25 protein-coding genes are annotated in these 26,923 nt (G+C 66.9%); 12 read left to right on the forward strand and 13 right to left on the reverse strand.

The window, feature by feature from the left end; genetic code table 11:
- Positions 1–4: 4 nt before the first annotated feature.
- The gene (locus RKE40_RS09380; RefSeq protein WP_316017961.1) at positions 5–1,675 is read right to left on the reverse strand and encodes an OpgD/OpgG family glucan biosynthesis protein; all 1,671 of its coding nucleotides are present in this window, start codon (positions 1,673–1,675) and stop codon (positions 5–7) included.
- A gap of 272 nt (positions 1,676–1,947) precedes the next feature.
- Between RKE40_RS09380 and RKE40_RS09385 the strand changes: the two genes are divergently transcribed.
- Both RKE40_RS09385 and RKE40_RS09390 read left to right on the forward strand, forming a co-directional pair.
- Entirely contained in the window at positions 1,948–2,961 is a 1,014-nt protein-coding gene (locus tag RKE40_RS09385) for a DUF2336 domain-containing protein (protein WP_316017962.1), read from the forward strand.
- 61 nt (positions 2,962–3,022) lie between these two features.
- On the forward strand, positions 3,023–3,646 hold the full coding sequence (locus tag RKE40_RS09390) for an outer membrane protein (RefSeq protein WP_316017963.1): 624 nt from the start codon (positions 3,023–3,025) through the stop codon (positions 3,644–3,646).
- Between the two features lie 109 nt (positions 3,647–3,755).
- Here RKE40_RS09390 and RKE40_RS09395 read toward each other — a convergent pair whose 3' ends face one another.
- A complete protein-coding gene (locus RKE40_RS09395) occupies positions 3,756–4,076 on the reverse strand; it encodes a winged helix-turn-helix transcriptional regulator (protein WP_390893298.1) in 321 nt (106 codons plus the stop codon).
- Between the two features lie 189 nt (positions 4,077–4,265).
- Here RKE40_RS09395 and RKE40_RS09400 point away from each other — a divergent pair, with 189 nt between their 5' ends.
- On the forward strand, positions 4,266–4,673 hold the full coding sequence (locus RKE40_RS09400) for a DoxX family protein (protein WP_316017964.1): 408 nt from the start codon (positions 4,266–4,268) through the stop codon (positions 4,671–4,673).
- Positions 4,674–4,871: 198 nt separating this feature from the next.
- Here the strand turns inward: RKE40_RS09400 and parC are convergent, their stop codons facing one another.
- The 3 genes from parC to RKE40_RS09415 all read right to left on the reverse strand — a co-directional run bounded on the left by parC (position 4,872) and on the right by RKE40_RS09415 (position 8,500).
- On the reverse strand, positions 4,872–7,118 hold the full coding sequence (parC, locus tag RKE40_RS09405) for a DNA topoisomerase IV subunit A (RefSeq protein ID WP_316017965.1): 2,247 nt from the start codon (positions 7,116–7,118) through the stop codon (positions 4,872–4,874).
- A gap of 110 nt (positions 7,119–7,228) precedes the next feature.
- A complete protein-coding gene (gene recO, locus RKE40_RS09410) occupies positions 7,229–7,957 on the reverse strand; it encodes a DNA repair protein RecO (protein ID WP_316017966.1) in 729 nt (242 codons plus the stop codon).
- Between the two features lie 159 nt (positions 7,958–8,116).
- On the reverse strand, positions 8,117–8,500 hold the full coding sequence (locus tag RKE40_RS09415) for a tautomerase family protein (protein WP_316017967.1): 384 nt from the start codon (positions 8,498–8,500) through the stop codon (positions 8,117–8,119).
- A gap of 111 nt (positions 8,501–8,611) precedes the next feature.
- Between RKE40_RS09415 and RKE40_RS09420 the strand changes: the two genes are divergently transcribed.
- Entirely contained in the window at positions 8,612–9,454 is an 843-nt protein-coding gene (locus RKE40_RS09420) for a LysR family transcriptional regulator (RefSeq protein ID WP_316017968.1), read from the forward strand.
- A 119-nt stretch (positions 9,455–9,573) separates the two neighbouring features.
- On the opposite strand, the gene RKE40_RS09425 is transcribed toward RKE40_RS09420, so the two are convergent.
- The 3 genes from RKE40_RS09425 to RKE40_RS09435 form a co-directional block, all read right to left on the reverse strand.
- Positions 9,574–11,790 (reverse strand): RelA/SpoT family protein, encoded by a 2,217-nt coding sequence (locus tag RKE40_RS09425; protein ID WP_316017990.1) that lies wholly within the window; start codon positions 11,788–11,790, stop codon positions 9,574–9,576.
- A 184-nt stretch (positions 11,791–11,974) separates the two neighbouring features.
- Positions 11,975–12,364: a DNA-directed RNA polymerase subunit omega gene (gene rpoZ, locus RKE40_RS09430; protein WP_291640156.1), complete on the reverse strand. Its 390-nt coding sequence runs from the start codon at positions 12,362–12,364 to the stop codon at positions 11,975–11,977.
- Positions 12,365–12,472: 108 nt separating this feature from the next.
- A complete protein-coding gene (locus tag RKE40_RS09435; protein WP_316017969.1) occupies positions 12,473–14,209 on the reverse strand; it encodes an ATP-binding protein in 1,737 nt (578 codons plus the stop codon).
- Positions 14,210–14,356: 147 nt separating this feature from the next.
- Here RKE40_RS09435 and RKE40_RS09440 point away from each other — a divergent pair, with 147 nt between their 5' ends.
- Positions 14,357–15,109: a pyridoxine 5'-phosphate synthase gene (locus tag RKE40_RS09440; protein WP_316017991.1), complete on the forward strand. Its 753-nt coding sequence runs from the start codon at positions 14,357–14,359 to the stop codon at positions 15,107–15,109.
- 9 nt (positions 15,110–15,118) lie between these two features.
- Positions 15,119–15,523, forward strand: a complete 405-nt coding sequence (acpS, locus tag RKE40_RS09445; RefSeq protein WP_316017970.1) for a holo-ACP synthase — start codon at positions 15,119–15,121, stop codon at positions 15,521–15,523.
- Between the two features lie 78 nt (positions 15,524–15,601).
- On the opposite strand, the gene aqpZ is transcribed toward acpS, so the two are convergent.
- Positions 15,602–16,294, reverse strand: a complete 693-nt coding sequence (gene aqpZ / locus RKE40_RS09450; RefSeq protein ID WP_316017971.1) for an aquaporin Z — start codon at positions 16,292–16,294, stop codon at positions 15,602–15,604.
- Between the two features lie 216 nt (positions 16,295–16,510).
- On the opposite strand from aqpZ, the gene lepB reads away from it, so the two are divergent.
- The 4 genes from lepB (at position 16,511) to RKE40_RS09470 (ending at position 19,689) form a co-directional block, all read left to right on the forward strand.
- Positions 16,511–17,275 carry a signal peptidase I gene (gene lepB, locus RKE40_RS09455; RefSeq protein ID WP_316017972.1) on the forward strand — a complete coding sequence of 255 codons (765 nt, stop codon included), beginning with the start codon at positions 16,511–16,513 and terminating at the stop codon, positions 17,273–17,275.
- Positions 17,272–18,003: a ribonuclease III gene (rnc, locus tag RKE40_RS09460; RefSeq protein WP_316017973.1), complete on the forward strand. Its 732-nt coding sequence runs from the start codon at positions 17,272–17,274 to the stop codon at positions 18,001–18,003. Before lepB ends, rnc begins: the two co-directional genes overlap by 4 nt.
- On the forward strand, positions 17,981–18,907 hold the full coding sequence (era, locus tag RKE40_RS09465; protein WP_390893299.1) for a GTPase Era: 927 nt from the start codon (positions 17,981–17,983) through the stop codon (positions 18,905–18,907). The genes rnc and era overlap by 23 nt, the downstream gene beginning before the upstream one ends.
- A gap of 155 nt (positions 18,908–19,062) precedes the next feature.
- On the forward strand, positions 19,063–19,689 hold the full coding sequence (locus RKE40_RS09470; RefSeq protein WP_316017975.1) for a LabA-like NYN domain-containing protein: 627 nt from the start codon (positions 19,063–19,065) through the stop codon (positions 19,687–19,689).
- Positions 19,690–19,866: 177 nt separating this feature from the next.
- On the opposite strand, the gene smpB is transcribed toward RKE40_RS09470, so the two are convergent.
- On the reverse strand, positions 19,867–20,340 hold the full coding sequence (smpB, locus tag RKE40_RS09475; protein ID WP_316017976.1) for an SsrA-binding protein SmpB: 474 nt from the start codon (positions 20,338–20,340) through the stop codon (positions 19,867–19,869).
- 52 nt (positions 20,341–20,392) lie between these two features.
- Positions 20,393–21,286, reverse strand: a complete 894-nt coding sequence (dapA, locus tag RKE40_RS09480; protein ID WP_316017977.1) for a 4-hydroxy-tetrahydrodipicolinate synthase — start codon at positions 21,284–21,286, stop codon at positions 20,393–20,395.
- A gap of 348 nt (positions 21,287–21,634) precedes the next feature.
- Here dapA and RKE40_RS09485 point away from each other — a divergent pair, with 348 nt between their 5' ends.
- A complete protein-coding gene (locus tag RKE40_RS09485; protein ID WP_316017978.1) occupies positions 21,635–23,722 on the forward strand; it encodes a lytic transglycosylase domain-containing protein in 2,088 nt (695 codons plus the stop codon).
- Between the two features lie 96 nt (positions 23,723–23,818).
- Positions 23,819–24,712, forward strand: coding sequence for an alpha/beta fold hydrolase (locus RKE40_RS09490; RefSeq protein ID WP_316017979.1), 894 nt, complete (start codon positions 23,819–23,821; stop codon positions 24,710–24,712).
- Between the two features lie 41 nt (positions 24,713–24,753).
- On the opposite strand, the gene RKE40_RS09495 is transcribed toward RKE40_RS09490, so the two are convergent.
- Both RKE40_RS09495 and RKE40_RS09500 read right to left on the reverse strand, forming a co-directional pair.
- Positions 24,754–25,755, reverse strand: a complete 1,002-nt coding sequence (locus RKE40_RS09495; RefSeq protein WP_316017980.1) for a hypothetical protein — start codon at positions 25,753–25,755, stop codon at positions 24,754–24,756.
- 11 nt (positions 25,756–25,766) lie between these two features.
- Positions 25,767–26,923, reverse strand: a 1,157-nt coding sequence (locus RKE40_RS09500; RefSeq protein ID WP_316017981.1) for an OmpA family protein, incomplete at its 5' end; no start/stop codon positions are given.

Raw genomic sequence — 26,923 nt, forward strand, 5'->3', positions numbered from 1 at the left:
ACGCTCAGCCGCCGCTGGCGGCCGGCGGCGGGGCGGAGCCGGGAGCCGACCAGCTGGTGGTCCAAGTCTCCGTCAGCGAGCGCAAGGGCGTCCGCAGGAAGAGGCGCAGATCGGTGCTTTCGCCGGGGCGCAGCGCGACGTCGACGATCGCCCGGAAGCCCTTCGCCGCATAATTGGGATCGAGGATCGTGTTGGTGACCGAGCCGACCGAGACCGTGGCCACCGCGGAGACGCGTTTGGGATCGCTCAGGTAAAATTCGAGATCGCCGGCGTTGAAATCGACGATGAAGCGCTTTCGGACCAGCCCGGCAGCGGTATCCACCGCATCGTCCGCCGCAAAGCTGCTCTGGACCTGACCCATGCCGTGCAAGGTCTCGGTTGTCGAGACGCTCGTCATCCGGTAGCTCAGCTCGGTCTGGCGCCCGGGCTCCAGCGGCGTCTTCGGCGTCCAGCAGCAGACGATGTTGTCGAATTCCTCGCCCTGCGTTGGGATCTCGATCAGGTCGACGCGGCCCTCGCCCCATTCGCCCACCGGCTCGATCCAGTAGCCTGGCCTCGCATGGTAGTGCGCCTCGAGGTCCTGGTAATGGCCGAACTCGCGGTCGCGCTGGATCAGGCCGAAGCCCCGCGGGTTCCTGTCATGGAAGGAGGAGATGATCAGCGCTTTCGGGTTGCGGATCGGCCGCCAGATCCATTCGCCGACGCCGGTGTGGAGCATCAGCCCGTCGGAATCGTGAATCTCGGGGCGAAAATCGGTGCGCTGCTCGCGGTCCCCCTCACCGGCGAGGAACATCGAGGTCAGCGGCGCGATGCCGATGCGCTGGATCGGCTTGCGCGGAATGATCGTCGCCGTCACCGCGATTCTGGTCTGCGGGCCGGGCGTCACCACGAAGCGGAAGGCTCCGCTGACCGAGGGTGAATCGACCAGTCCATAGACGACGAGATCGACGCTTTCCGGTTTCGGCCGCTCCAGCCAGAGCGAACGGAAGAACGGAAACTCCTCATCCGCCTCGCCACCGACATCGAGCGCGAGCGCCCGTGCCGACAGGCCGTAGCGATGGCCGCGCCCGAGAAAGCGGAAATAGCTGGCGCCGAGGAACGAGATCACCTCGTCCTGCAGCTTCAGGCTGTTCAACGTCGTCGTGACGGAAAAGCCGGCAAAACCCAGCGACACCGGCAGCTTCTGCGGCACCGGCGCCTTGCCGAACTCGAACAGCGCCATGTTGTACGGAATCGGAATCGCATTGCCGTTTGACACGACGTGGATCTGGACCGGCCGGTCGTGCAGGAAGCCGAGATGGAAGAGCTGCAGACGGAAATCCGTTCCGTCATTCTGCCAGAGCGCCTTGTCGCGGCGGAACCTGATCTCGCGATAGCTGTCATAGGTCAGCGCCCTCAGCGCGTCCGGAATATCGGGCTGCGCGTCGTCGAAGGGGCGCTCGGCCAGGATGCGTGCCTGATTGACGACCTCCGCATAGCTGAAGGTGCCGGGGCGCGGCGTACCGGGCGGCTGGCCGTCCGCCGCGTTCCTGCCCGATGGCGTGGTTGGGTTCTGGGCGAGCGCCGGCGGAGCAAGCATGGCGGTCGAGGCGAGGAGCGCGAGAACCGAGCGGCGCGAGGGCGGGCTGGCCGCCGGCTCCCGGCGCGGCGGCTGCGACATTTCGGGAAGACGCACATCATCTCGGGCAGGACAGTTCACGCAAAGCTCCGGGTAAGATCCTTCGGCCGCCACCATGCCGTGACCGGTGCCGCGAAAACGTGGCGGTCGGGAGGAAGTTCCGGGGCGGACCTCGCAGGAAGCCCCCTGCGGGTCCCCCTGACGCGCGCACACAATACTTGGCGAACGGCCCAAATTGGCCGGTCGGCTTAAGACTAAATCAAATGGACCTGGGGCAAGTTGCGGTCTTCGCTCGCGGCGTCGCGCGCTCATAATGGCCGGACCTACCCATGTTGCAGTCGCTTTCCCGCATGCCGGCGGACATGTCATCGGACTCGCGGCGCCAGCTCCTCAATGCCGTGACCGACCTGTTCCTGCTCGATGGCGAACCCAGCGACACCTCCAAGTCGCATTACGGCGACATCGCGCTGCGCACCCTGCCGCATCTCGAGAGCGAAGACCGCAAGCAATACGCCGACAGCGTCGCGGCGACGCCGAGCCTGCCGCATGAGGTCGCGGTCTCGCTGGCCAGCGACGCCGATTCCGAAGTGGCGAAGCTCGTGCTCAAGCTCTCGCCGGTTCTGACCGACACCGACCTCGCCGCCATCGCCGTCAGCCAGACGCAGGCGCATCTGACCGCGATCGCCGAGCGCGCCCGCCTTTCCGAAAGCGTCACCGACATCCTGGTCGAGCGTGGCGACAGCGGCGTGCTGCGGACCGTCAGCGGCAACGAAGGCGCCCAGTTCTCCGACCATGGCTTCGACCGGCTGCTCCAGCGCGGCGGCGACGACGTCGCTGTCGGCGAAGCGCTGGCACGCCGCAGCGACCTCTCGCCACAGCGGGTCCAGCGCGTGCTGCGCATCGTCGAGCAGGTCGCGGAACAAGGCGAGCGCAGCAAGGATTCCGCCGATCTCGCCAAGCAGGCGCGGCAGCAGCGGCTGGAGGTCAAGCTGCTGCTGTCCGATCTGCGCGCGCAGGTCCGCACCCTGCCGGAGGTCGTGACCATGCTGGCCGACGAGGACCGGGCCTTCCACCTCGCTCAGGTCCTCGCCTCCGCCGCGGATATCAGCAACGAACAGGCGCTCCGCGTGCTGCTCCAGCGCGACGTCAGCGGCATCGCCGTTCTCGGCCGCGCACTCAACCTCGACGCGGAAACCTTCCGCGCGATGCTCAGCCTGCGCGGACGCCGGCTCTTCTTCGCGGCCAAGACGATCGAGGACGATCTGCGGGACTATGGCAGGCTCGATGCCGCGACCGCCGATCGGACGATGCGCTTCCTGCGGCTGAAGACCAAAGTCGCCTGATGCGACCAGCGGCCCGCCACAAAAGCGCGACAATCGCTCCCTCTCCTGCTAGACCATGAGCATGAGCGCGCCCGCTATCATGGCACGAGTGACAGGCATCGCCGTCATTGCCGGCCTTGCCTTTGCCAGCCGACCCGCCCAGGCACAGGCCTTCCTGCCCTTCATGGGGTTTGGGACATTGCCCAGCTTTGCCTGGTCGGCGCCCACGCTGGCGCCAGGCGGCGTGAAATGGGAAGGCTCCTACGCGCGCATCTCGAGCGGCTTCCAGGTCATCAGCTCGAAGCAGTTCGGCACCACCGCCGGCCCGACGATCGGGCTTGAGGGCGGCAAGATGTGGCGCGACGGCGACTTCGTCTACGGCATCGTCGGGGCGCTGGAGTATGCTCCGAGCTTCGGCGGCTACAACAGCCCGGGCTTCGGCCAGGCGAGCTATACGCAGGACATCGCCGGCGCGTTCCAGATCAAGGCCGGCGTGCTCGCGACGCCCGACGTGCTACTCTACACCAAGTTCGGCATGGCCGCCGCCAACGAGACCTATCGCTACGGTCCGACACCGTTCTCGGCGCCCTTCTCCCGCTCGGACATCGCGGTCAGGCCGGAAGCGCGCGCCGGCGTCGAATGGGCGGTCACCGACAAGCTGACGCTCGGGCTGGAAGTCGGACTGGTGGGCCAGTCGATCCGCTGAAGACCGGATTCATGACGCTTCGATCCTGATTCAATCCGCTGGCATGCCGATTCACCAGATCGGCGTAATTCCTTGATCGATCAGCAGAAGCCAGCTCGACCCAGCGTGCTCAAGTCGGTCGGCTGAGCGCGACCGCGTGCTTGTCGGACCAGATCCTGATCTCGTTGAACACCGGGCCGAGATCGCGGGCTGACGGCGTCAATTCGTACTCCACGCGCGGAGGCACCTCCGGGTAGATCGTGCGCCTGACAAGACCATGCGCCTCTAGATCCCGAAGCTGTGTCGTCAGCATGTGCTGGGTGATACCGGGAATCGCGCGCCGCAGCTCGCCGAAGCGCATAGTGCCATGTCCGAGCCGCCAGAGAATTTCGGCCTTCCACTTGCCGGTCAGCATGCGCATGGCGGCATGGAACTGCTCGACCACCTCCACGCTCGGACAAGTATCCGGCTCCGCAAGGTGTTCCGCCCCAGCTGACGAGGGCTCGATCCCATTAGTCTCGTTTTTCATACTATACCAGTAAATCCGTCCTACTTGTCATTTCGATCTCTACTCCCGAATTCCATGTGGCGAAAGCGAACAACCGCCAATCGCGCCCTGTGGAATTCCCCGGAGAGATCGATGCCAGCCCTTGAAATCCCGGAGGCCCCACGCTGGCGCAGGCTCGCCCTGTGGGCCGTCAAGGCGGTTCTCGCAGCCGTCTTCGCGGCCGCTGGCGGCGCCAAGCTCGCCGGTGCCCAGCCCATGGTCGAGGCCTTCGGCACGATCGGCCTCGGGCAATGGTTCCGCTATCTGACCGGCGCGATCGAGCTCGCAGGCGCTGCCGCCCTGCTCCTGCCCGCGCTCGCCGGATTTGCCGCCCTATTGCTAGCGGCGACAATGGCCGGCGCCGCCCTGACACATCTCACGGTCCTGCCCGGCTCGCCGCTACCCGCCTTGGCCCTGCTCACCCTCTGCCTGCTGGTCGCCGGCGCGCATCGGCGCACGATCGAAGCCGCGCTTGGATCGCCGCCGCCCGGCCAAAACTGAGCCAACGCGGCGCGCCGTCCCGTTCACCCACCCTGCACAACCCACCGGAGCAGTTTCATGTCACGCCTGATCGCCGCCAGCCTGCTGGCGCTTGCCCTCTCGGCCTGCCACACCACCGATCTCGGCCGCTCGGTCGGCTGGCCGACGCCTCAGCAGACCGGCCGATAGCGCCGGAAGGCCGGCCGGCTGCTGCGTCGCTTACCCGCCGAACTTGTTGTTCTTCGGGAAGCCCTTGGGCGGCAGCCGGCCGGATTCGGCGCGATGGCCGAGCCAGTCGATCAGCTCGGCCTGTGGCACCGTCCAGGTCCGCGCCGAAGTGTCGAGCCAGGTCAGCCCGTCGGCCAGGGGGAAGACCTTGGCATCGGAAAGCCCGCCATCCTTGTAGCGCTGCAGCTTGACGCCCTTGCCGCGGCTCATCTCCGCGACTTCCGAGATCGGGAAGCAGAGCAGCTTGCGGTTCTGGCCGATGATCGCGACATGGTCGCCCTCGGCCGGCACGGCGAGCATCGCCTCGACCGGCGCCTCGACGTTCAGCACCTGCTTACCCTTGCGGGTGTTGGCGACGATGTCGTCGCTCGAGACCACGAAGCCGCGCCCTTCGGTCGTCGCCATCAGCAGCTTCAGCCCTGGCCGATAGGGGAAGGCGGCGACGATCTCGGCGCTCTCCTCCAGCTCGATCATCAGGCGGATCGGATCGCCGAAGCCGCGCCCGCCGGGCAGCTTCGAGGCCTCCAGCGTGAAGACCTTGCCATTCGTCGCCATTACCAGGATCTTCGCCGTGGTCTCGGTGAAGAAGGCAGTGCGCAAGCCATCATCGCCCTTGAAGGAGAGGCTCGACAGGTCCTGGACATGGCCCTTCAGCGCCCGGATCCAGCCCTTCTTCGAGATCACCACCGTCACCGGCTCGCGCTCGACCATGGCCTGGGTCAGGTCGACCTCGGTGGTCTCGGGCATGTCGGCGAAGCTGGTGCGGCGCTTGCCGATCTCGGTCTCCGGCCCGAACAGCTTCTTCACCTCGCGGATGTCCCAGGAGATGGTCTTCCACTGCGTCGCCTCGGAGGCGAGCAGCCCCTCGATCTGGCCCTTCTCGGCGGTCAGCTCGTCGAGCTCGGTCTTGAGCTGCATCTCCTCGAGCTTGCGCAGCGCCCGCAGCCTGGTGTCGAGGATGGCGTTGGCCTGGATCTCGGTGAGCTCGAAGAAGCGCATCAGCTCGATCTTCGGCTCGTCCTCCTCGCGGATGATTTTGATCACCCGGTCGAGATCGAGATAGACGATCAGCAGGCCGCGCAGGATTTCGAGGCGCTTCTCGATCTGGCCGAGGCGGAAGCGCGAGCGGCGCAGCAGCACGTCGCGGCGATGGTCGAGCCAGGCGCGCAGAGCCTCGTTGAGGCCGAGCACGCGCGGCACCAGCCCGCCGGTCAGCACGTTCATGTTCATCGGAATGCGCGCTTCCAGCTCGGAGAGCCGGAACAGCGATTCCATCATCAGGGCGGCGTCGACATTGCGGGCGCGCGGCTCGATGACGATGCGGATATCCTCGGCCGACTCGTCGCGGAGGTCGGCGACCAGCGGCAGCTTCCGCTCGTTCAGGAGCTCGGCGATCTTCTCGATCAGGCGCCCCTTCGAGACCATGTAGGGGATCTCGGTGACGACGACCTGCCAGGCGCCCCGCTCCAGATCCTCCTTGACCCAGCGGGCGCGGGTGCGGAAGGCGCCGCGGCCGGTGGTATAGGTCTCGATCATCGAGGCCCGGCTCTCGACGATGATGCCGCCCGTCGGGAAATCCGGCCCCGGCACGAAGGTCATCAGCTGCTCGGAGGTCGTCTCCGGGTGCTGGATCAGGTAGAGCGCGGCGTCGCAGAGCTCGGCGGCGTTGTGCGGCGGGATCGAGGTCGCCATGCCGACCGCGATGCCCTGCGAGCCATTGGCCAGAAGGTTCGGGAAGGCGGCCGGCAGGACGACCGGTTCCTCGTCCTCGCCATTATAGGTCTCGCGGAAATCGACCGCGTCCTCCTCGATGCCGTCGAGCAGGAGGCGCGCGACCTCGGTCATGCGCGCTTCGGTATAGCGGTAGGCGGCGGCGTTATCGCCGTCGATATTGCCGAAATTGCCCTGTCCGTCGACGAGCGGGTAGCGCTGGGCGAAATCCTGGGCGAGGCGCACCAGCGCGTCGTAGACCGACTGGTCGCCATGCGGGTGGAACTTACCGATGACGTCGCCGACGATGCGGGCGCATTTCTTATGGACCTGGCCGGGATCGAGCCGGAGCAGGCGCATGGCGTGCAGGATGCGGCGGTGGACGGGCTTCAGCCCGTCGCGCGCATCCGGCAAGGCACGGTGCATGATGGTGGAGAGCGCATAGGCGAGATAGCGCTCCTCAAGCGCGGTCTTCAGATCGACGCGCTCGGATTCCTCCTCCGGCGGCGGCTCGACAGGCTTACCCATGGTGCACTCAACCTCGACTTTACGGCCGCGTCCGGCCGCGAATCACTTCCCATGAAGATGCAGGCCCGCGCTGGCAACTGCAAAGTTTACCGATGAACAAGCTGCGAAAATCAGTGGATTTTCGTCGCCAGCTCCAGCAGCCGGGCCCGCTCGGGCGGTTCGGCGAGTCCGCGCGGCTCATAAAGGTACCGGCGCAGGAAATGGCCGGTCAGCGCAAAGCCTGCCGCGATCTCGGCCGGGAGGGGCTGGTTCGCCCCCTGCCCTTCGCTGAGGAAGCGCGGCAGGGCCAGCAGGCGGTCGAGATAGGGCTCCGCAGCCTTGCGGCTCACCGCCTTGCCGGACTTCGGCGAGACATGGCTCAGCTCCTCGCGTGCGCCGGTCACCGCGCAGCGGTTGAGGTCGAGCCCGAAGCCGAGCTCTCCCAGCATGGCAAGCTCGAAACGAACGATCAGCGCCGGCGCGAGACCGATCTCGTCGAGGTGCTCGATGAGAACGCCGAGCCCTTCATGCAAGGCCGGGTGCGGGTCGCGCTCCGGCAGGAGCCGTAGCAGGGCGGCGATGCTGGCGAGCCCGTAGAGCGCCACCGGCTTCGCCATCAAGCGCGCTGCGTGGGAGGTCAGCAGCTCGACCTTGTATTCGCCGAGATGCTCGTCGAGCCGCGCCCGCCAGCTCAGCGAAACCGCGTTCCCTGGCTGGAGCACGGGCTGCTGCCGGCTCGAGCGGCCGCCGCGGACGAGACCGAGATGGCGTCCGTGATAGCGCGTCATCACCTCTAGGATCACGGCGCTCTCGCCGTGCCGCCTGACGCCGATGATCGTGCCCTCGTCGCTCCATTCCATGACGCGCAGTTAGGGTTTCGCTATCGTGCAGGTCAAATGACGCGTGTCATCCCGGGCGAAGCGCAGCGAAGACCCGGGATTCATTCCTGAACCGCTCCGGCATGGATCCCGGATCGGCGCGGCTTCGCCGCTTGTCCGGGACGACTTACTGGAAAAGTGTCACGCCACGTATTGCGCGATGCCGCCGCCGAACGACCAGTCCTCGCGCTTGACCTCGACCAGGTTGATAAAGATGTCGTCCGGCCTCAACCCCGGCTCGCGCTGCAGATTTGCGGCGATCGCGGCATAGAGCGCCTTCTTCTGAGTGACGCCGCGGGTATTGGCGACGGTGATCTGGATGATGACCAGCCGGTCCGAACGCTGAAAGCCGAAGTAATTGGCGTCGAAGACGAATTCCTCCGCCTCATGCTGATGGACGACGGCGAACAGGTCGTTCTCGGGGACCTCGAAGGTCGCGCGCAGAGCGCGATAGACACCGTCGACGATGGCGGCGGGATGCGAGGCCGGATGGCCGCGGCGCATCGAGATGCGGATCAAAGGCATTGGGGGCTCCATAGCTGGGTCGAGGTGACCGTCGATACCGCCAAGCTAAGCTTGCCCATCAAATCCGAAAACCGTATCACCTATGATAGCAGCGATACGGATTTTATATCTATGATGGGATCGCTAGACCTCGATGCAGTCGCCGCCTTCCTGAGGACGGCGGAGCTCAACAGCTTCACCCGGGCTGCCGAGGCGCTCGGCACCGCGCAATCCCTTGTCAGCACAAGGATCAAGCGGCTCGAGCAAAGCCTCGGCCAGACCTTGCTGCAGCGGCATCCGCGCCTCGTCCGACTGACGTCCGAGGGCGAGCGCTTCCTGCCTGCGGCACGCGACTTGATGGCTGCACATGAGCGGGCGCTCGCCGCCTTCGCCCAGCCGGCGGAAAGGATCGCGATCGGCATCAGCGAGCAGGCGGTGGGTCCCGACGCTCCTGCCCTGCTCGCGAGACTGGCACGACACGATCCCGGCCTCGTCATCGGGCTGCGGATCGAGGCATCCGCGGCGCTGGACGATGCCTACGAACGCGGCGAGCTCGATGTCGCGATCGTCAGACGCCTCGGGCCGGGTCGGACCGGCGAAGTGCTGCGCCGCGATGTCTTCGGCTGGTTCGCGATGCCATCCCTGGCGCGGCCGGACGGGCCGCTGCCGCTGGTCAATCTCGTAGCGGAATGCCGACTGCGGCTGCATGCCGTCGCGACGCTCGAACGCGCCGGCATCGCCTGGCGCGAGGCCTTCATCGGCGGCGGCATGGCGGCAGTCCTGGCGGCGGTCGGCGGTGGGCTCGGCGTCGCGCCGCTCGCCGTGCGCATCGCGCCGCGCGGGGCGGTCGATATCGGACCGGATTGGGGCCTGCCGGCGCTCGGCGCCTCCGACGTCGTGCTGCGCAGCCAGGTCTCGACACCGCGCGCCAACGCCTTCGTCAGGGAGCTGGCGGCGGCGTTCCGGGCTGGGTGAGCAAGGCCGTATCTCAAACCGTCATGCTCGCCCTTGTGGCGAGCATCCGCGTCTTGAACACCGCGCTGCCCGAGGGAAGACGTCGATGGTCGGGACAAGCCCGACCATGACGAAAGCGCCTAGGCTACCACCCGCTCCACCCGGCTGATCACGCGCTTTTCGCGCAATTCGCTGATGATCGCGCTGAGGTGCTTCAGGTCCCAGACCGTCAGGTCGATGGTGACGTCGGTGAAGTCCGGCGTCGGCCGCACCATCTGCACCGCGTCGATATTGCCGTCATGCTCGGCGATGGTCGTGGTGATCTGGGCGAGCGAGCCGGGCTCGTTGATCGAGTTCAACATGATCCGGGCGGGGAAGCGCTGCGGGCGGCTGTCGTCGAGATCCCAGCGCACGTCGAGCCAGCGTTCCGGCTCATTGTCGAAGGCAGCGAGCGAGGGCGACTGGATCGGATAGATCGTCACCGCCTCGCCGGGCGTCAGGATGCCGACGATGCGGTCGCCGGGCACGGCGCCGCCACCCGGCGCGAAGCGCACCGGCAGATCGCCGCCGAGGCCGCGGATCGGGATCGCGTCGGCGCCCGGGGTCTCCTCCGGCAGCTTGAACTTGAGGTTCTCGCCGCCTTGGCGCAGTTCGAACCAGCCCTTGCCCACGGGCGAGGCCTTGGCCTTTGCGTCGAGCGCCTGACGCTTCTCCGGCTCCAGATCGGGATAGACCGCCCTCACGACATCGCCGGAGAACATCTCGCCACGCCCCACGGCGGCAAAGACGTCGTCGACGGCGGTGCGTGCCAGACGCTTCAGCGCCGCCTTGAGCTTCTCGTCGGAGAAGGGCCGCTCGGCGCGCTGGAAGGCGCGTTCGAGGATCTGGCGGCCAAGCCCGGCATATTGCCGGCGCACGGCGGCGCGGGTGGCTCGGCGGATCGCGGCGCGGGCCTTGCCGGTCACCGCAAGGGATTCCCAGGCCGCGGGCGGCGCCTGCCCCTCGGCGCGGGTGATCTCGACCTCGTCGCCGTTCTGCAGTTCGGTCAGCAGCGGCGCGATCCGGCCATTGATCCTGGCGCCGACGGCGGTGTTGCCGACATCGGTGTGGACGGCATAGGCGAAGTCGATCGGGGTCGCGCCACGCGGCAGCGCGATCAGCCGGCCCTTGGGCGTGAAGCAGAAGACCTGATCGTGGAAAAGCTCGAGCTTGGTGTGCTCGAGGAACTCCTCGGGATTGTCGCCCTCGGCCAGGAGATCGACGGTGCGGCGCAGCCATTGATAGGCGCGGCTCTCATCCGCCTCGCCGATCGCCCCGGCGGTGCGTCCGTCCTTGTAACGGGCATGGGCGGCGATGCCGTATTCGGCGACGCGGTCCATCTTGTCGGTGCGGATCTGCAGCTCGACGCGCTGGCGGCCTGGCCCGACGACGGTGGTGTGAAGCGAACGATAATCGTTCTGTTTCGGCGTCGAGATGTAGTCCTTGTAGCGGCCGGGAACCATCGGCCAGGTCATGTGGACGATGCCGAGCACGCGGTAGCAGTCCTCCGGCTTGTCGACGATGACGCGGAAGCCGAAAATGTCGGAAAGCTGCTCGAAGGAGACGGATTTGCGCTCCATCTTCTTCCAGATCGAGTAGGGCCGCTTGCGCCGGCCATAGACCTGGGCCTCGATGCCGCGCTCGGCGAGCTTGCCCTTGAGATCGTTCTCGATCTCGCTGATGACGCGCCCCTCGCGCTGGGTCACCTCCTCCAGCCGCTTGGTGATGGTCTCGTGCGCTTCCGGCTTGATGTGGCGGAAGGCGAGTTCCTCGAGCTCCTCGCGCAATTCCTGCATGCCCATGCGGCCGGCGAGCGGCGCATAGATCTCGACCGTCTCCTCCGCGATGCGCAGGCGCTTCTCGGGCGCCATGTAGTGGAGGGTGCGCATGTTGTGCAGCCGGTCGGCGAGCTTGACCAGCAAGACGCGGATATCGTCGACGATGGCGAGCAGCAGCTTGCGGAAGTTCTCGCCCTGCGCCGCCTTCTTGGAGACGAGGTCGAGCTTCTTGATCTTGGTCAGGCCATCGACGAGGCGTCGGATATCGGGCCCGAAAAGGTTCTCGATCTCCTCCAGCGTCGCCTCGGTGTCCTCCACGGTGTCGTGCAGGACCGCCGCGACGATGGTGGCGTCATCGAGCTTGAGATCGGTGAGCAGCGCCGCGACTTCGAGCGGATGCGCGAAGAACGGATCGCCCGAGGCACGCTTCTGCGTGCCATGCGCGCGCATGGCGTAGACATAGGCGCGGTTGAGCAGGTCCTCGTCCGTGTTCGGATTGTAGCGCTTGACCCTGTCGACAAGCTCGTATTGCCGCATCATGCCCATGCGGGCCCTGCTCCGCCGATCATCTTCCCTGGATCCGTTCAATATCGGCAAGGGCGCGCCTGCCGGCAAGGCGCCTGCTTGCGCAGCGGGCATGAAAAAGCCCGGCAGCGCCGGGCTTTAGCGATCATCGTCAACGATTTTCCACATGACGCTCCGGCAGCGGGCCGGAGCGATGCGCTCAGTCCTCGTCGTCGGCGCTCTCGGTCGGCGGCACGAGGCCGTCGAGGCCGCGCAGCAGGTCCTCTTCGCTCATCCGGTCGAACTGGACTTCCGAATCGGGGGTGGCGACGTGCGACTGCGAGGTCAGCAGCGGCACCGGATCGGCCTCCGGCTCGTCGACCTCGACATGCTTCTGCAGCGAGTGGATGAGGTCTTCCTTGAGATCCTCGGGGGTCAGCTTCTCTTCTGCGATCTCGCGCAGGGCAACGACGGGGTTCTTGTCGTTGTCGCGCGGCACCAGGATCGAGGAGCCGGACGCGATCATGCGGGCGCGATGGCTCGCGAGCAGGACGAGCTCGAAGCGGTTCTCGACCTTGTCGATGCAATCCTCAACGGTAACGCGAGCCATCCCGCGGGCTCCTTCCAGATGTCGTCGATGCGATGGAAACGATGAAGGGCGCTCTTACAGCTTGCGCCGCGCAGATGCAAGATTTTCGCAGATCCCTACCGACGCGGCCTACAGCCCACGCATGCGGGCGACGAGCTCCTCCAGGCCGGGCTCCGGCCGGCGCGCCGCGCCGGGCTCGTGACCGAGCATTGCCGGAAGCTCTTCCGGCCGCTGGTCGAGGAAGCGCATGCGCATCGTCGTCGCCACCGCCTCGCCGAAGGCGATGGCCTCGCGATTGCCGATCGAGGGCAGGAAGGCGATCGTGCTCGCCGAGGCGTCGGCGATCGCCGCGCGGATGATCTGCTGGTCGGCCTCGTTGGCGAGGCGCATGGCGAAGACGGTGGAGCACTGCGACAGGATCGTCGGGTCAAGCTCACCCGGACGCTGCGTGACGATGCCGAGATAGGCACCGTATTTGCGGCCCTCCCTCGCTATGCGGGCAATGGCCTGACGGGTGGGAGCGAAGCCGAGCGCCTGATTCTGCGGAACGTAGCGATGCGCCTCCTCGCAGAGCAGCAGGATCTCGTATCCGCCCCGGCTCGACATTGCGAGGTCGAAGGCGAGCCGCGCCAGGCTCGAGGCCACCGCGTTCACCACTTCGGAAGGCAGGCCGGCCAGCTGGAAGACCGTGACCCGGCGGCCCTGATGCGGCACGCGGAAGATCTGGCCGATCACCGGCGCGATCGTCTCGATGCTGTTGGCATGCGCGAAGAGGAAGCCGTAGCGCGGATCGGCGTGCAGCGTTTCCAGACGCACGCGCAGCGACCGCAGCGTGGCGCGCGGGTAGCGTTGCTCGTGCAAGCCGATCAGCTCGTCGATCGCGGCGAAGAGATCGGCGATCCGATAGGGCACAGCCAGACCGGCCGCCCCACCCATTTCCGCAGGACGGCGCGCGCCAAGGTCGAGCGGCCGCTTCAGCACGCTGCTGCCGAGATCGCGCACCATGTCGTGGGCTGCGCCGCTCCGGTAACGGCTGCGCGCGACGGCGATCACCTCGCGCAGGATCTCGGCCTCGTCCTCGACCAGTGGCCGGCCCCGGAAGACGATGTCGGCGAACTCGTCGAAACGGAAGGTCCAGAACGGCAGGTCGAGCGTCTGGGCGTCGATGCGGACCGAATTCTCAGGGAAAGCATGGGCGTACTCGTTGTGCGGATCGAGGATCAGCACCCGCAGATTGGGCTTGGCTTCCACCGCCTTGCGAAGGAGGAGCGCGACCGCGCTCGACTTGCCGACGCCGGTGGTGCCGAGCACGGCGAAATGGCGCGAGAGCAGGCGCTCTATGCTGACCGTCGCCGGGATCGCGCCATCCTGCGACAGCGTGCCGATCTCGGCGCCTTCGCACTCGCCGAGATCGTGGACGGCAGCGAGGTCGCGCGAGCGGATGCGGTGCGCCAAGGAGCCGAGCGGCGGATAGGTCGTGATCCCGCTCTGGAAACGGCAGCGACCATCCGGCAGGTCGACCACCTCTCCGAGCAGCTCGACGTCGATGCCGATCGCATTCGCTCCGCTCTCGTCCCAACCCGAGCTCATGACCCGCATCTGGTAGACGAGGCCGACGACCCGGCTTTCCCCCAGGTTGATCGAGATCAGGCGACCGACTGCCCAGATATTGTTGGGCCCCAACGCCGGCCCGGTGACGCTCGCGACGATGGTGGCGCGCGCGCCGGAGCACGACACCACCCGGCCGAGCGAACGATCGGGCGGTTGACTGGCATCGCGCCGATCCGGCGAAACGTCCGCTTCGAAGAGCTTTCGGTCCGAGATGGAGTACTGCATCGGCGCAGAATAGCGCGCAGGTCTTAACAACAGCTCGCTCCCGCAAGGGCCGACCCGGCGCGAATACTCGCGCGCACCGCAACCGATCAACAACGCTGAAGATGCCGATCAATTCCGTTGCCTTGAGCCGGCGCCGGCCAGGGCGTACAGGCTAGCGTGGAGCTGGGGACCGTGACGATGCCGAAGAACCGCCTGCGCCTTGGGATCAATGTCGACCACGTCGCCACCGTGCGCAATGCTCGCGGCGGCGCCCTGCCCGATCCGGTCCGCGCCGCCCACCTCGCCATCGCCGCCGGCGCCGACGGCATCACCGCGCATCTGCGCGAGGACAGGCGCCACATTCGCGATGCCGACATGGAACGGCTGGCGAGCGAGCTTTCGAAGCCACTCAACTTCGAGATGGCCGCGACGGAGGAGATGATTGGCCTCGCCGAGAAGCTGAAGCCGCACGCCGCCTGCCTCGTGCCGGAGAAGCGCGAGGAACGGACGACCGAAGGCGGACTCGACGTCGTCGGCCAAGCTGCAGCTCTGGCGCCTGCGATCGCCCGTCTGAAAGCGGCCGGCTGCCGTGTCTCGCTGTTCATCGAGCCGGACGAGGCGCCGATCGCGATGGCGGCCGAGCTCGGCGCGCCGGTGGTCGAGCTTCACACCGGCACATGGTGCCATGCCGTCGCCGACGGGCATGCCGACAAGGCCGAAGCCGAATTCCAGCGCCTCGCCAAGGGCGCAGCCTTCGCCGCCTCGCTCGGGCTGGAAGTCCATGCCGGCCACGGCCTCGACTATGACACGGCGCGCAAGCTCGCCGCCGTTCCCGCCTTCGTCGAGTTCAATATCGGCCATTTCCTGGTCGGCGAGGCGATCTTCGTCGGCCTTGAGACAACCATCGCCCTGATGCGCCAGGCGATGGACGAGGGCCGCGCCGCCGGATAAAGCGGGCGTATGATCCTCGGCATCGGCTCCGACCTCTGCGACATCCGCCGCATCGAGAACTCGCTGCAGCGCTTCGGGACGCGCTTCACGCAGCGCGTCTTCACGGAAGGCGAGCAGGCGAAATCGGACCGAAGGGCGACCCGGGCGGCCTCCTATGCCCGCCGCTTCGCTGCCAAGGAAGCCTGCTCCAAGGCGCTCGGAACCGGCATCAGCCACGGCGTGTTCTGGCGCGACATGGAGGTGGTCAACCTGCCCGGCGGGCGGCCGACCATGAAGCTGAGCGGCGGCGCGGCGGCGCGGCTTGCCGAGATGACGCCGCCAGGGCACGAGGCGATCGTCCATGTCTCGCTGACGGACGATCCGCCGCTGGCGCAGGCCTTCGTGGTAATCGAGGCGCGGCCGATCCTCGCCTAACAAAAAACCGGCCGCCCGCGGGGGCAACCGGTCAATTCTTCGACAAGCCCGGCGCCGAAGCGCCGGGACCATGCCTTCTCAGGCCTCGTCGTTGATCCAGCGATAGAGCACGCCGCCGCAGATGCCACCGAGGATCGGCGCCAGCCAGAACAGCCAGAGCTGCGAGATCGCCCAGCCGCCGACGAACAGCGCCGGGCCGGTCGAGCGCGCCGGGTTCACCGAGGTGTTGGTGACGGGAATGCTGACGAGATGGATCAGCACCAGCGCCAGGCCGATGGCCAGAGGCGCGAAGCCGACCGGCGCCTGCTTGCTGGTCGCGCCGAAGATCACGAAGAGGAAGACGGCGGTCATGACGAATTCCATGACGAAGGCCGCGCCGAGCCCGTACTTGCCCGGCGAATGCTCGCCGTAGCCATTGGAGGCGAAACCCTTGGCGACGTCGAAGCCGGGAGCGCCGCTGGCGATGAAATAGAGCACCGCCGCTGCCGCGATGCCGCCGATGACCTGCGATACGATGTAGCCTGGGACCTGGCTCGCCGGGAAACGCCCGCCAGCCGCCAGACCGATGGTCACGGCCGGGTTGAAATGTCCGCCGGAGATATGGCCGACCGCATAGGCCATCGTCACGACGGTGAGACCGAAGGCGAGCGCGACGCCGAGCAGGCCGATGCCGACTTGCGGGAACCCGGCAGCGATGACCGCGCTGCCGCAGCCGGCAAAGGTCAGCCAGAAGGTACCGATGACTTCGGCGGCGTATTTCTTTGCACTCATGTTGATTCCCCCAAAAGCGCCAGTCTCGCGCGAGACTGTTCTTGTGCCGCATTTTCGTCAACGCGCATCGCTGTACTTCGCCCGCGCACTGGGCAGGCCGGCCATGCGCCGTCCGGAGGTTCCGCCACGCACGAGGCCGTGACGCGATGCGCGTTGTCCCTTGCCCGACATTCGGCTAGACCGCGCATTCGAACAGGTAGCCAGCGGGAGCCCCTTGTGGCCAACGACGCCGAAATCAAGAGCAAGGCCAAGGACGAAGGCGGGTTCCTGGAGACCGTCAAGGTGGTCGTCCAGGCGCTGCTGATCGCGCTGGTGATCCGCACCTTGCTGTTCCAGCCCTTCAACATCCCTTCAGGCTCGCTGATCCCGACGCTGCTGATCGGCGACTACCTCTTCGTCTCGAAATACACCTATGGCTATTCCAAGCACTCGGTGCCGTTCAGCCCGCCGCTGTTCAACGGCCGCGTCTGGGCCGCCGAGCCGAAGCGCGGCGATATCGCCGTGTTCAAGCTGCCGAGCGACAATTCGACCGACTACATCAAGCGCGTGATCGGCCTGCCGGGCGACCGGATCCAGATGATCGACGGCGTGCTGCACATCAACAACCAGGCGGTGAAGCGCGAGCGCATCGCCGATTTCACCACCACCGATCCCTGGGGCCGCACGGCGCCGGCGATCCAATATCGCGAGACGCTGCCCAACGGCGTCAGCCACAACATCATCGAGCGCGAGGGCGACACCGGCACCTTCGACAACACCCCGGTGTTCACCGTGCCGGCCGGCCATTTCTTCATGATGGGCGACAATCGCGACAACTCGCTGGATTCGCGCGACCGCAGCGTCGGCTACGTGCCGTTCGAGAACTTCGTCGGCCGCGCCGAGATCATCTTCTTCTCGATCGACGAGGGCGCCTCTGCCTGGCGGATCTGGGAATGGCCCTGGACCGTGCGCTGGAACCGCTTGTTCACGACGATCAAGTGACGAAAACCAGTGAAACCGGCCGCAAGCTGCCGGAGCTCTCGCGGCTCGAGGCAAAGCTCGGCCACCGCTTCGCCGAACGCTCCCTGCTGGAGACGGCGCTGACCCATATGAGCGCCGACCAGCGTCGGCTCGCGAGCTATCAGCGCCTGGAGTTCCTCGGCGACCGGGTGCTCGGCCTCTCCATCGCCGACATGCTGTTCACCACCTTCCCGCAGGCGGTCGAGGGCGACATGTCGCGCCGCCTCGCCGATCTCGTGCGCAAGGAAACCTGCGCCGAGGTGGCCGCCGCCTGGGAGCTCGGCCCGCATCTGCGCCTCGGCGAAGGCGAGATCCTGGCCGGGGCGCGCAAGAACAAGGCGATCCTGGCCGATGCCTGCGAGGCCGTGATCGGCGCCGTCTTCATCGATGGTGGCTATGCCGCCGCCCGCAAGCTGGTCGAGGCCGGCTTCGGCCAGCGCCTGCTGAAGCCCGTCACGCCGCTGCGCGACGCCAAGACGGCGCTGCAGGAATGGGCTCAGGGTCAGGGCCACCCGACCCCGACCTATGCGGAACTCGGCCGCTCTGGACCTGACCATGCCCCGGTGTTCCGGATCGTGGTACGGATCGGCACGCTCTCGGAAGCGGAAGCCGAGGGGCGCTCGAAGCGCCTCGCCGAGCAGGCGGCCGCCGAAACTCTCCTGCGCCGGCAGGGCCTGTGGAACGAAAATGCGGAGGGCGAGCATGGCTGAGCCTCAACTGCCGACCCGTTGCGGCTTCGTCGCGCTGATCGGCGCCCCCAATGCCGGCAAGTCGACGCTGCTCAACCAGCTCGTCGGCGCCAAGGTCTCCATCGTCTCGCGCAAGGTGCAGACGACCCGGACGCAGGTGCGCGGCATCGCGCTCTCGGGACCGACCCAGATCATCTTCGTCGACACGCCCGGCATCTTCGCGCCGAAGCGCCGGCTCGACCGCGCAATGGTCACCAGCGCCTGGGGCGGTGCCGGCGATGCCGACCTGATCGGCGTGCTGATCGACGTCGAGCGCTTCGACCATGAGGAGAATACGCGCCTGCTGGAGAAGCTCGCCGAGCTGAAGCAGCCGAAATTCCTGATCCTCAACAAGATCGACACGATCCCGAAGGAGAAGCTGCTCGCCATCACTGCTCAGGTCAACGAGCTCGGGAAGTTCGAGACGACCTTCATGATCGCCGCGCTGACCGGCTACGGCGTCAAGGATATTCTGACCTGGCTCGAGACGCGGCTGAAGCCCGGACCGTGGCTCTATCCGGAAGACCAGATCTCGGATGCGCCGCTGCGCTTCCTCGCCGCCGAGATCACGCGCGAGAAGATTTTCGAGCGCCTGCACGACGAATTGCCCTATCGCTCGACCGTCGAAACGGAGAGCTGGCAGCAGCGTCCGGACGGTTCGGTCCGGATCGAGCAGACGATCTATGTCGAGCGCGAAAGCCAGCGCAAGATTGTGCTCGGCGAAGGCGGGCAGACCATCAAGGCGATCGGCCAGAAGGCCCGCATCGAAATCTCCGAGGCGGCCGAGGCGAAGGTCCACCTCTTCCTGTTCGTCAAGGTTCGCGAGAACTGGAGCGACGATCCGGAGCGCTATCGCGAAATGGGACTGGAATTCCCGAAGGGCTGAGCGGTCCCGCCCCTGCCCTCACCGCGCCAGAAAGCACCGCGCAACACCTCAGTGCGTACGATCGATGCCGGAATTTCGACCGGCATTCGACATTGTTACAACGCCTTTGTTTCAGATTCTTTATAATCGAGTGAATTTCAGCGGGAGTTATTGCCATGGCAGCCGAGCCGCGCATCGCGCTCTTCATTGACGGCGCAAATCTCTATGCGACCTCGAAGCAGCTCGGCTTCGACATGGATTACCGCCGGCTGCTCAAGGAATTCCAGGGCCGCGGCAACCTAATCCGGGCCTTCTACTTCACCACCCTGGTCGAGAGCGAGGAATACACCTCGATCCGGCCGCTCGTCGACTGGCTCGACTATAACGGCTACCGGGTCATCACCAAGGCGGCGAAGGAGTTCACCGACGCGACCGGACGCCGGCGCGTCAAGGGCAATATGGACATCGAGCTGGCGATCGAGATGCTCGAGCTCGCGCCGCATCTCGACCAGATCTACCTGTTTTCCGGCGACGGCGATTTCCGGCCACTGGTCGAGGCGGTGCAGCGCAAGGGCGTCAAGGTTTCAGTGGTCTCGACCATCAACACCAACCCGCCCATGGTCGCCGACGATCTGCGCCGGCAGTGCGACGAGTTCGTCGAGCTCGGCAATCTGATGCAGAAGGTCGGACGCGACCCGGCCGAGCGCAGCGCCCGCGCCCCGAGCGGGCATGGCACGCCCGCCCATCCGGGGCTGGAGCGGCGCTACGGCATCCGCCAGAGCGACGAGCCTACCGACACCTGAGGCTTCAATCGTCTTTGAAGTCCGACGCGGCGCAGGTGCCTCCCTTTGTCATTCCTGCCGCAGCGAAACTGGGCGCCGGAAGCCGTCACAGGGCCCTGCGTTGCGGATAGCTTGCGGAGCTGCGCGGCCTGTCCGGAATGACGGAGACCGTTGGGGAAAAACTGTACCTAGCCGACCCTAGCCCCCGGTCTTCATGATCCGTGCCTTGTCGCGGTTCCAGTCCCGGGTCTTCTCGGTCTCGCGCTTGTCGTGGAGCTTCTTGCCCTTGCCGAGGCCGAGCTCGACCTTCGCCCGGCCCTTGTCGTTGAAATAGACCTTGAGCGGGATGATCGTGTAGCCTTCGCGCTGGATCGCGCCCATCAGCTTGTCGATCTGGCGCCGGTGAAGCAGCAGCTTCCTCGGCCGGCGCACATCGTGGTTGAAGCGATTGGCTTCCAGATATTCCGGGATATGGGCGTTGAACAGGAAGAGCTCGGTGCCCATCGGGCCGGCATAGCTCTCGCCGATCGTCGCCTTGCCGCCGCGCAGGGACTTGATCTCGGTGCCCTGGAGGGCAATCCCGGCTTCCAGCGTCTCGGTGATCGCGTAGTTGTAGCGGGCCTTGCGATTATCGGCCGCGAGCTTGTAGCGCTCGGGATCGGGCTTGCTCATTCAGAAAACTCCGGCTTCGGCGGCCGCGGATAGCGACCGCCGAACGCCTCACTTAAGCATTGAGCAGGCCGGCGTGAACCATGGCGCCGCGAATGACCTCGCCGGTCGCCGGCGTCACCGGCAGCAGGGGGAGGCGAACCTCCTCGGAAATGCGGCCGAGCAGCTTCAGCCCGTGCTTGGCGCCGGCGAGGCCCGGTTCCTTGAACACGGCGTCATGCAGCGGCACAAGCCGGTCCTGCAGCTTCAGCGCGCCGGCATAATCGCCCTTGAGCGCGCAGACCATCAGCTCGGCACAGAGCTTGGGGGCGACATTGGCGACGACCGAGATGCAGCCATGGCCACCGGCTGCCATATAGGCCAGCGCCGTCATGTCCTCGCCCGAAAGCTGGATGAAGTCCGGGCCGAGCGCATGACGCTGCTGCGAGACTCGCGCGAGATTGGCGGTGGCGTCCTTCACCCCGGCGATGTTCTTCAGCTCGTAGAGCCGCTTCATCGTCTCGACCGACATGTCGACGACGGAGCGCGGCGGGATGTTGTAGATGATGATCGGGATGCCGACGGCATCGTTCACCGCCTTGAAGTGCTGGTACATGCCCTCCTGGGTCGGCTTGTTGTAATAGGGCGTGACCACGAGCAGCCCCTGGGCGCCGGCCTTCTCGGCGTGCCTGGCCAGGGCGATCGCCTCGGTGGTGTTGTTCGAGCCGGCGCCGGCGATCACCGGCACCCTGCCCTTCGCCTGGTCGATGACGATCTCGGTGACCTCGCCGTGCTCGGCATGGCTCAGCGTCGGGCTTTCGCCGGTGGTGCCGACGGGCACGAGCCCATGGCTGCCGCTCTCGATCTGCCAGTCGACCAGCGCGCGCAGGGTCGCTTCGTCGATCTTGCCGTCCTTGAACGGCGTCACCAGCGCGGTGAGCGAACCGGTGAAGGGCACATGCTTGGTCATGGGCGGTCCTGAAAACGACATAGTTGCGCGGAAAACGGGCGACAGACATAGCCTTTCAGTCGCAGTCCGCAAAGCCGGCAACCCATCAATTATCGTGGCGGCATGGTTAGGACTTCATAAAGCTCCGTCTCGGAGCATAGGCCACTGCTACGATTCTGTTTGCCGGAGCAGGTTCCGCAAAAGTCGGCAGCTCTTTTGCGATGAGAACGTGCTCCAGTTCGTAACGCTGCGCGCCTTCTCCCGTTCGGCCGCTTTCGACCGACCGAGAGAAAGTGCGCTAGGGGGGATCCCTCGATGGCGCTATCGCCGGGCCGACGGCTCTTTGGAGCTGGCCTGACGCTCATATTGGTGGCAACCGGCCCGTGCTCGGCAGGCCCCGACGGCTCGCATCCCTTTCAGGAAGAGCGGCTGGCGAGCGTCAACACGCCTGCAGCAGATACCGGAAACACCAGCGTCGATGTCGGCGTCACCGTTTCGCTCGCGCCGCAGGTCGAACCGCCCGCATCGCCCGTGCCGCCGGCCGAGATCGCCCGGCCGGAAGAGCGGATCGACCTCGAACCGCTGAAGAAGGCGGTCCTGGCCTATCGGACCGGCAAGCTGGAAGAAGGCGACGCCGTCGCCCGCGGCGTCGACGACAAGGCGGTGCGCGGCATGCTGGAATGGGTGGCGCTGCGCAGCCTGACCAATGTGGTGAGCTTCGAGCGCATCGACGCCTTCCTCGACGAATTCCCGAACTATCCCGGCACCACGCCGTTCCGCCGGCGCGCCGAGGCGGCGCTGATCAACGACCGCCGCAGCCCGGAGACCGTCCGCGCCTTCTTCCATGGCGGCGAGCCGATCAGCCCGGCCGGCCGCGTCGCGCTCGCGCGGGCCCTTGCCGCCGAGGGCAAGCAGCAGGAAGCGCTGGCACTGGCGCGTCGGACCTGGCTCAACGACCATCTCGGCGCCGGGCTCGAAAAGATCGTGCTCGACAATTTCGGCGACAAACTCACCATCGCCGATCATCGTCTGCGCACCGAGCGCTACCTCTTCGCCGGGAAAGGCGAGGAGGCGCTGCGCAATGCCGCGCGCGTCTCGCAGGACTATGTCGCGCTGGCGAAGGTTCGCCTCGCCTCGGCCAAGGCCAAGGGCCCGATCGCGCAGAAGCAGATCGACGCCCTGCCGGCGGCCATGAAGAAGGACATCTCCTTCGCTTTCCTGCAGGCGCAACAGGCACGCCGCAGCGGCAAGGCGGCGGATGCCGCAAAGGCCATTGCCGAGGTCCCGCGCGACCCGACCCTGCTCGGCGACGGCGACGGCTGGTGGACCGAGCGCCGGCTGATCGCCCGCAGGCTGCTCGACGATGGCGACGCCAAGACGGCCTATGCCGTGGTGTCCAGCCATGGCGCCGAGGATGCGGCCGAACGCATCGACGCCGAATGGCATGCCGGCTGGATCGCGCTGCGCTTCGAGAAGGATGCGGAACGGGCAGCGAAACACTTCGCCGAAGCCGCCAAGATTGCCGAGACGCCAATCTCGGTCGCCCGCGCCACCTATTGGCAGGGCCGGGCTGCCGACGTCCTCGGCAAGGCCGAGGAAGCGAAGGCCTTCTATGCCCGCGCCGCCGAGCACCCTGTCGCCTATTACGGCCAGCTTGCCCGCGCCCGGCTCGGCTTCACCGACCTGCCGGTCAGGCGTACCGTCGCGGCGCCGCTCGCGCACCTGCCCGGCTTCAAGGCCGCCAAGCTGCTCTACGAGATCGAGGCGCCCGACCTTGCCGGCCAGTTGCTGATCGACCTGTCGCAGCGCCTGCACGACACCGCCGCTCTCGAGGCCATCGCCGACCTCGCCCGCCAGCGCGGCGACCCCAAGACCCTCCTCACCATCGGCAAGATCGCGCTGCAGCGCGGCTTCCCGCTGGACGAGGCAGCATTCCCGACTTTCGGCGTGCCGGAGTTCCCGACCCTGGGCGACCCGATGGAGCGGGCCATCGTCCATGCCATCGCCCGGCAGGAAAGCGCCTTCGACCCGGCGGCTGTGTCGCATGCCGGCGCGCTCGGGCTGATGCAGATGATGCCGGCGACCGCGCGCGAGACGGCTAGGCGGGCACAGCTGCCCTTCGAGCTCGAACGGCTGACCAAGGACCCGCTCTATTCGGCGAAGATGGGCGCCGCCCATCTCAACGACCTGCTCGGCGACTGGCGGGGGTCCTACATCCTGACCTTCGCCGCCTACAATGCCGGCTCGGGCAATGTGAAGAAATGGATCACCGCCTATGGCGACCCGCGCCTGCCCGAGGTCGATGCCGTCGACTGGGTCGAGCGCATCCCGTTCACCGAGACGCGCAACTATGTCCAGCGCGTCATGGAGAACCTGCAGGTCTATCGCCAACGCTTGAACCAGCGCACCGCCTACATGATCGACCAGGACCTGAAGCGCGGTGGAAAGCGCGAGTGAGGCGTAGGTCATCCCGCCCGAAAGAGGCGAGAACGGGCTTTGCCGCAGCGGAGCCGGCATGCGACAAGCCTTGTCGACCACGCCAGAGGATCGCGCATGGACGCCGATAACGGATTCCGCTCGCTTTATTTCAGCGCCCGCGACGGGCTGAAACTGCATGTGCGTGAATACGGCCCGCTCGCGGCGCGTGCCCTGCCCGTCATCTGCCTGCCCGGCCTCGCGCGCACGGCGGCCGACTTCCACGAGCTGGCGCTGGCGCTGAGCAGCGATGCGGCCGAGCCCCGGCGCGTCCTCGCGCTCGATTATCGTGGGCGCGGCCGCTCGGAATACGACCGCGACTGGCGCAATTACGACATTCGCGTCGAGCTCGACGATCTCATGCAGGTTCTCGCGGCTACCGGCATCGAGGAAGCGGCCTTCGTCGGGACCTCGCGCGGCGGGCTCCTGACCATGGCGCTGGCTGTGGCGCGGCCGAGCGTGATCAAGGGCGTCGTGCTCAACGATGTCGGACCGGTGATCGATGCGCGCGGCCTGCTGCGCATCCGCGGCTATGTCGGCAAGCTACCGACGCCGCGCAGTTTCGCCGAGGGGGCCGAAATCCTGAAACGGCTGTCCGACCAGCAGTTTCCGCTCTTCGGTGACCGAGAATGGGAGATCATGGCCCGCCGCACTTGGACGGAGCGCAGTGGCGTGCTCGTCCCAGACTATGATCCAAGGCTGCTCAAGACGCTCGAGGAGCTCGATCTCGAAGCGCCGCTGCCTGTGCTCTGGCCCTATTTCGCCGCGCTGAACCACGTCCCCGTGCTCGGCATCCGCGGCGAGAACTCCGACCTTCTGGCCGACCAGACCTTGACGGAGATGGCCGAGCGCCATCCGCAATGCGAGATCTTCACCGCGCCGGGACAGGGGCACGCGCCGCTGCTCGGCAGCCGGGACATGACGAAACGGATCGGCAGGCTGGTCGGCCGCGCGGAGAAACACGCCGCCTGACGGCGCGCCAATATCAGGCTCGCCGGCGATCGGCCGGTTCCTTACCCCCTGCCGCGCCGCTCCTTCTCTGCGCTCGAATGCGCCGTCTCGCCACCGGCGGCCAGGATGCGCGCCTCGGCCCGCCATTGCTCGGCGATGTCGCGCCCCGGGAAACCGGTGTGGTGTGCAATGTAGCGCAGCTCTTCCGCCCCGAGCGAAGCGAGCTGGTCGAAATGCCAGATACCGAGCCCGTTCAGCTTATCAGCGATGGTGCTGCCGACGCCGTCGATCAGGGAGAGATCGTCCGGCCTGCCGTCGCGGGCCGACGCGAGCAGATTGCCCGGCCGCATGCCTTCGAGAGCCGCACCGGACATGGAGACGGGCGCCGCCCGATCGGCCGGCGCCGCATTTCCGGCCAGCGCCGCAGCCTGCGCGACCCATTCCTCGCGCTCGATCCGGCCGGGGAAGGCGAGGTAGCCGCCGACCCAGTCGACATTCTCCGGCGTCCAGGCCGCGATCTGGCTGAAATGCCAGATGCCGAGCGCGTGCAGGCGCTCCTCGTTCTGCGGGCCGACGCCCTTGATCAGCTTGAGATCGTCTGCAACGCCGCCGCGCGCCGCGACATAGCCCGCCGGCCGGCGTCCGGCGATCGCATCCTCGCCGTCGAGCTTCGGCATCGGCGCAGGCTCGGCTGACGCGGAGCGCGCGGCTGCGGCTGGCGCCGGCAGACCAGGAGCCGGCTGGGGCAGCGCCAAGCGCGGCGCCGGCAAGGCCAACGCCGCCTCGGGCACCACCTCGCTGCCCTTCAGCAGACAGCCGACCAGGCAGCCGGCGGCATAGACCGCGACATAGAGCAGGCCGGTTTCGACCCAGAAGGCCGGCTGGTTGTTCAAGGCGCGTAGCCAGACCAGTGCCGCCGCCCCACCCCAGAGCAGAACGACGAGCAGCACCGGTCCCGACATGAGACCGCGCAAGCCGCCGCGGCAGGTCAGCCAGCCGAAAACCAGACCGATGGCGAAGGCCGCCACGAGGAACCAGACGAAATGGAGCGCGAGATACAGCATGGCTTGCGTCCCTATTTCGCGACGGTGAACTGGACGCGGCGATTCTTGACCTTGGCTTCGGTATCGCCATGGGCAACCAGCGGCCGCTCGACGCCATAGCCCTTGACCTCGAGCTGGTCGGGTTCCAGCCCGCGCCGCACGAGTTCCTCGCGGACCCGCAAGGCGCGCCGCCGCGACAGGTCGAGATTGTTGAAGCCCGCGCGCTCGCCGTCGAGATTGGCATGGCCCTCGACGGTGACGCGCGAAGCCGGGCACTGCTTCAGGATCGCCGCCGCCTCGGTCATCGCCCGCTCGGTAATGGGGTCGAGCGTCACGACCGCAGTGCCCTGCCCGAACATCACATAGTAGCGCTGGGTCAAGGCATCGAGGTCGTTCTGGCAGGTGCTGGGCGGATCGATGACGCAACCGGTCTGGCGCAGACCGACCTCGGCCTTGCCGGTGAAGCCTTCCGGAAGGCCGCCCGCGGCATTGGTTTCGATCTCCGCGCGGATCAGATCGCGGCAGGTCAATCCCTGGACGCTGACTTCGTGATCCACGACGCTTACCGAACCGAGGTCGAGCCGCAGCAAATCCTGAACCGCACTGCGCGCCGCGACACCGAACCCCGCCGGCGCCGCCGGCACGATCGTCGTCTCGTCCTGGATCTTGCCATGCAGCGGCGAGGCCTCGATCAAGGCCGCGATCGCCTGCTTCGAACCGGCGTCCGGCAGATGCCCCGTCAGCGTGCCGCCGGTCTTGTCGACCGTGGCCGAGAAGCCGTAGCGGTTGATGGTCAGAGCTGGCACGCCGGTAAGCGCAAGGCCGGCAGGCAGGGCCTGCCCCTTCAGTGCCTCCTGCAGCGCCGTCCAGCCCGCATGATCGGACGCCGCGCCCGCAACCGAAAGATTGCCGCCGGCCAGGTTGACGCTGCCGCGCTCGATCTTCGACAGCAGTCCAAGAGCGAAGCGCGTCACGGCACCGTAGTCGGCGGCATTGCGCAGATTCGGCTCGACACTGGTCTTGTCGGAAAGCGTCCCACCGTTCAGGGCCCCGCGGGCGAGTTCCGCCGCGGCCGCCTTGGCAGCAGCATCGGGCGCGAAGCCCGACAAGGTGATGCCGGTGGCAGATTTTTCCGCCCGCCATTGCAGCGGGCGCGCCGGAACCGCAGGAGCAGGCGGCGGTGCCGGGG

It is taken from the genome of Allobosea rubneri (assembly GCF_032464875.1).
Taxonomy (GTDB): Bacteria; Pseudomonadota; Alphaproteobacteria; order Rhizobiales; family Beijerinckiaceae; genus Allobosea; species Allobosea rubneri.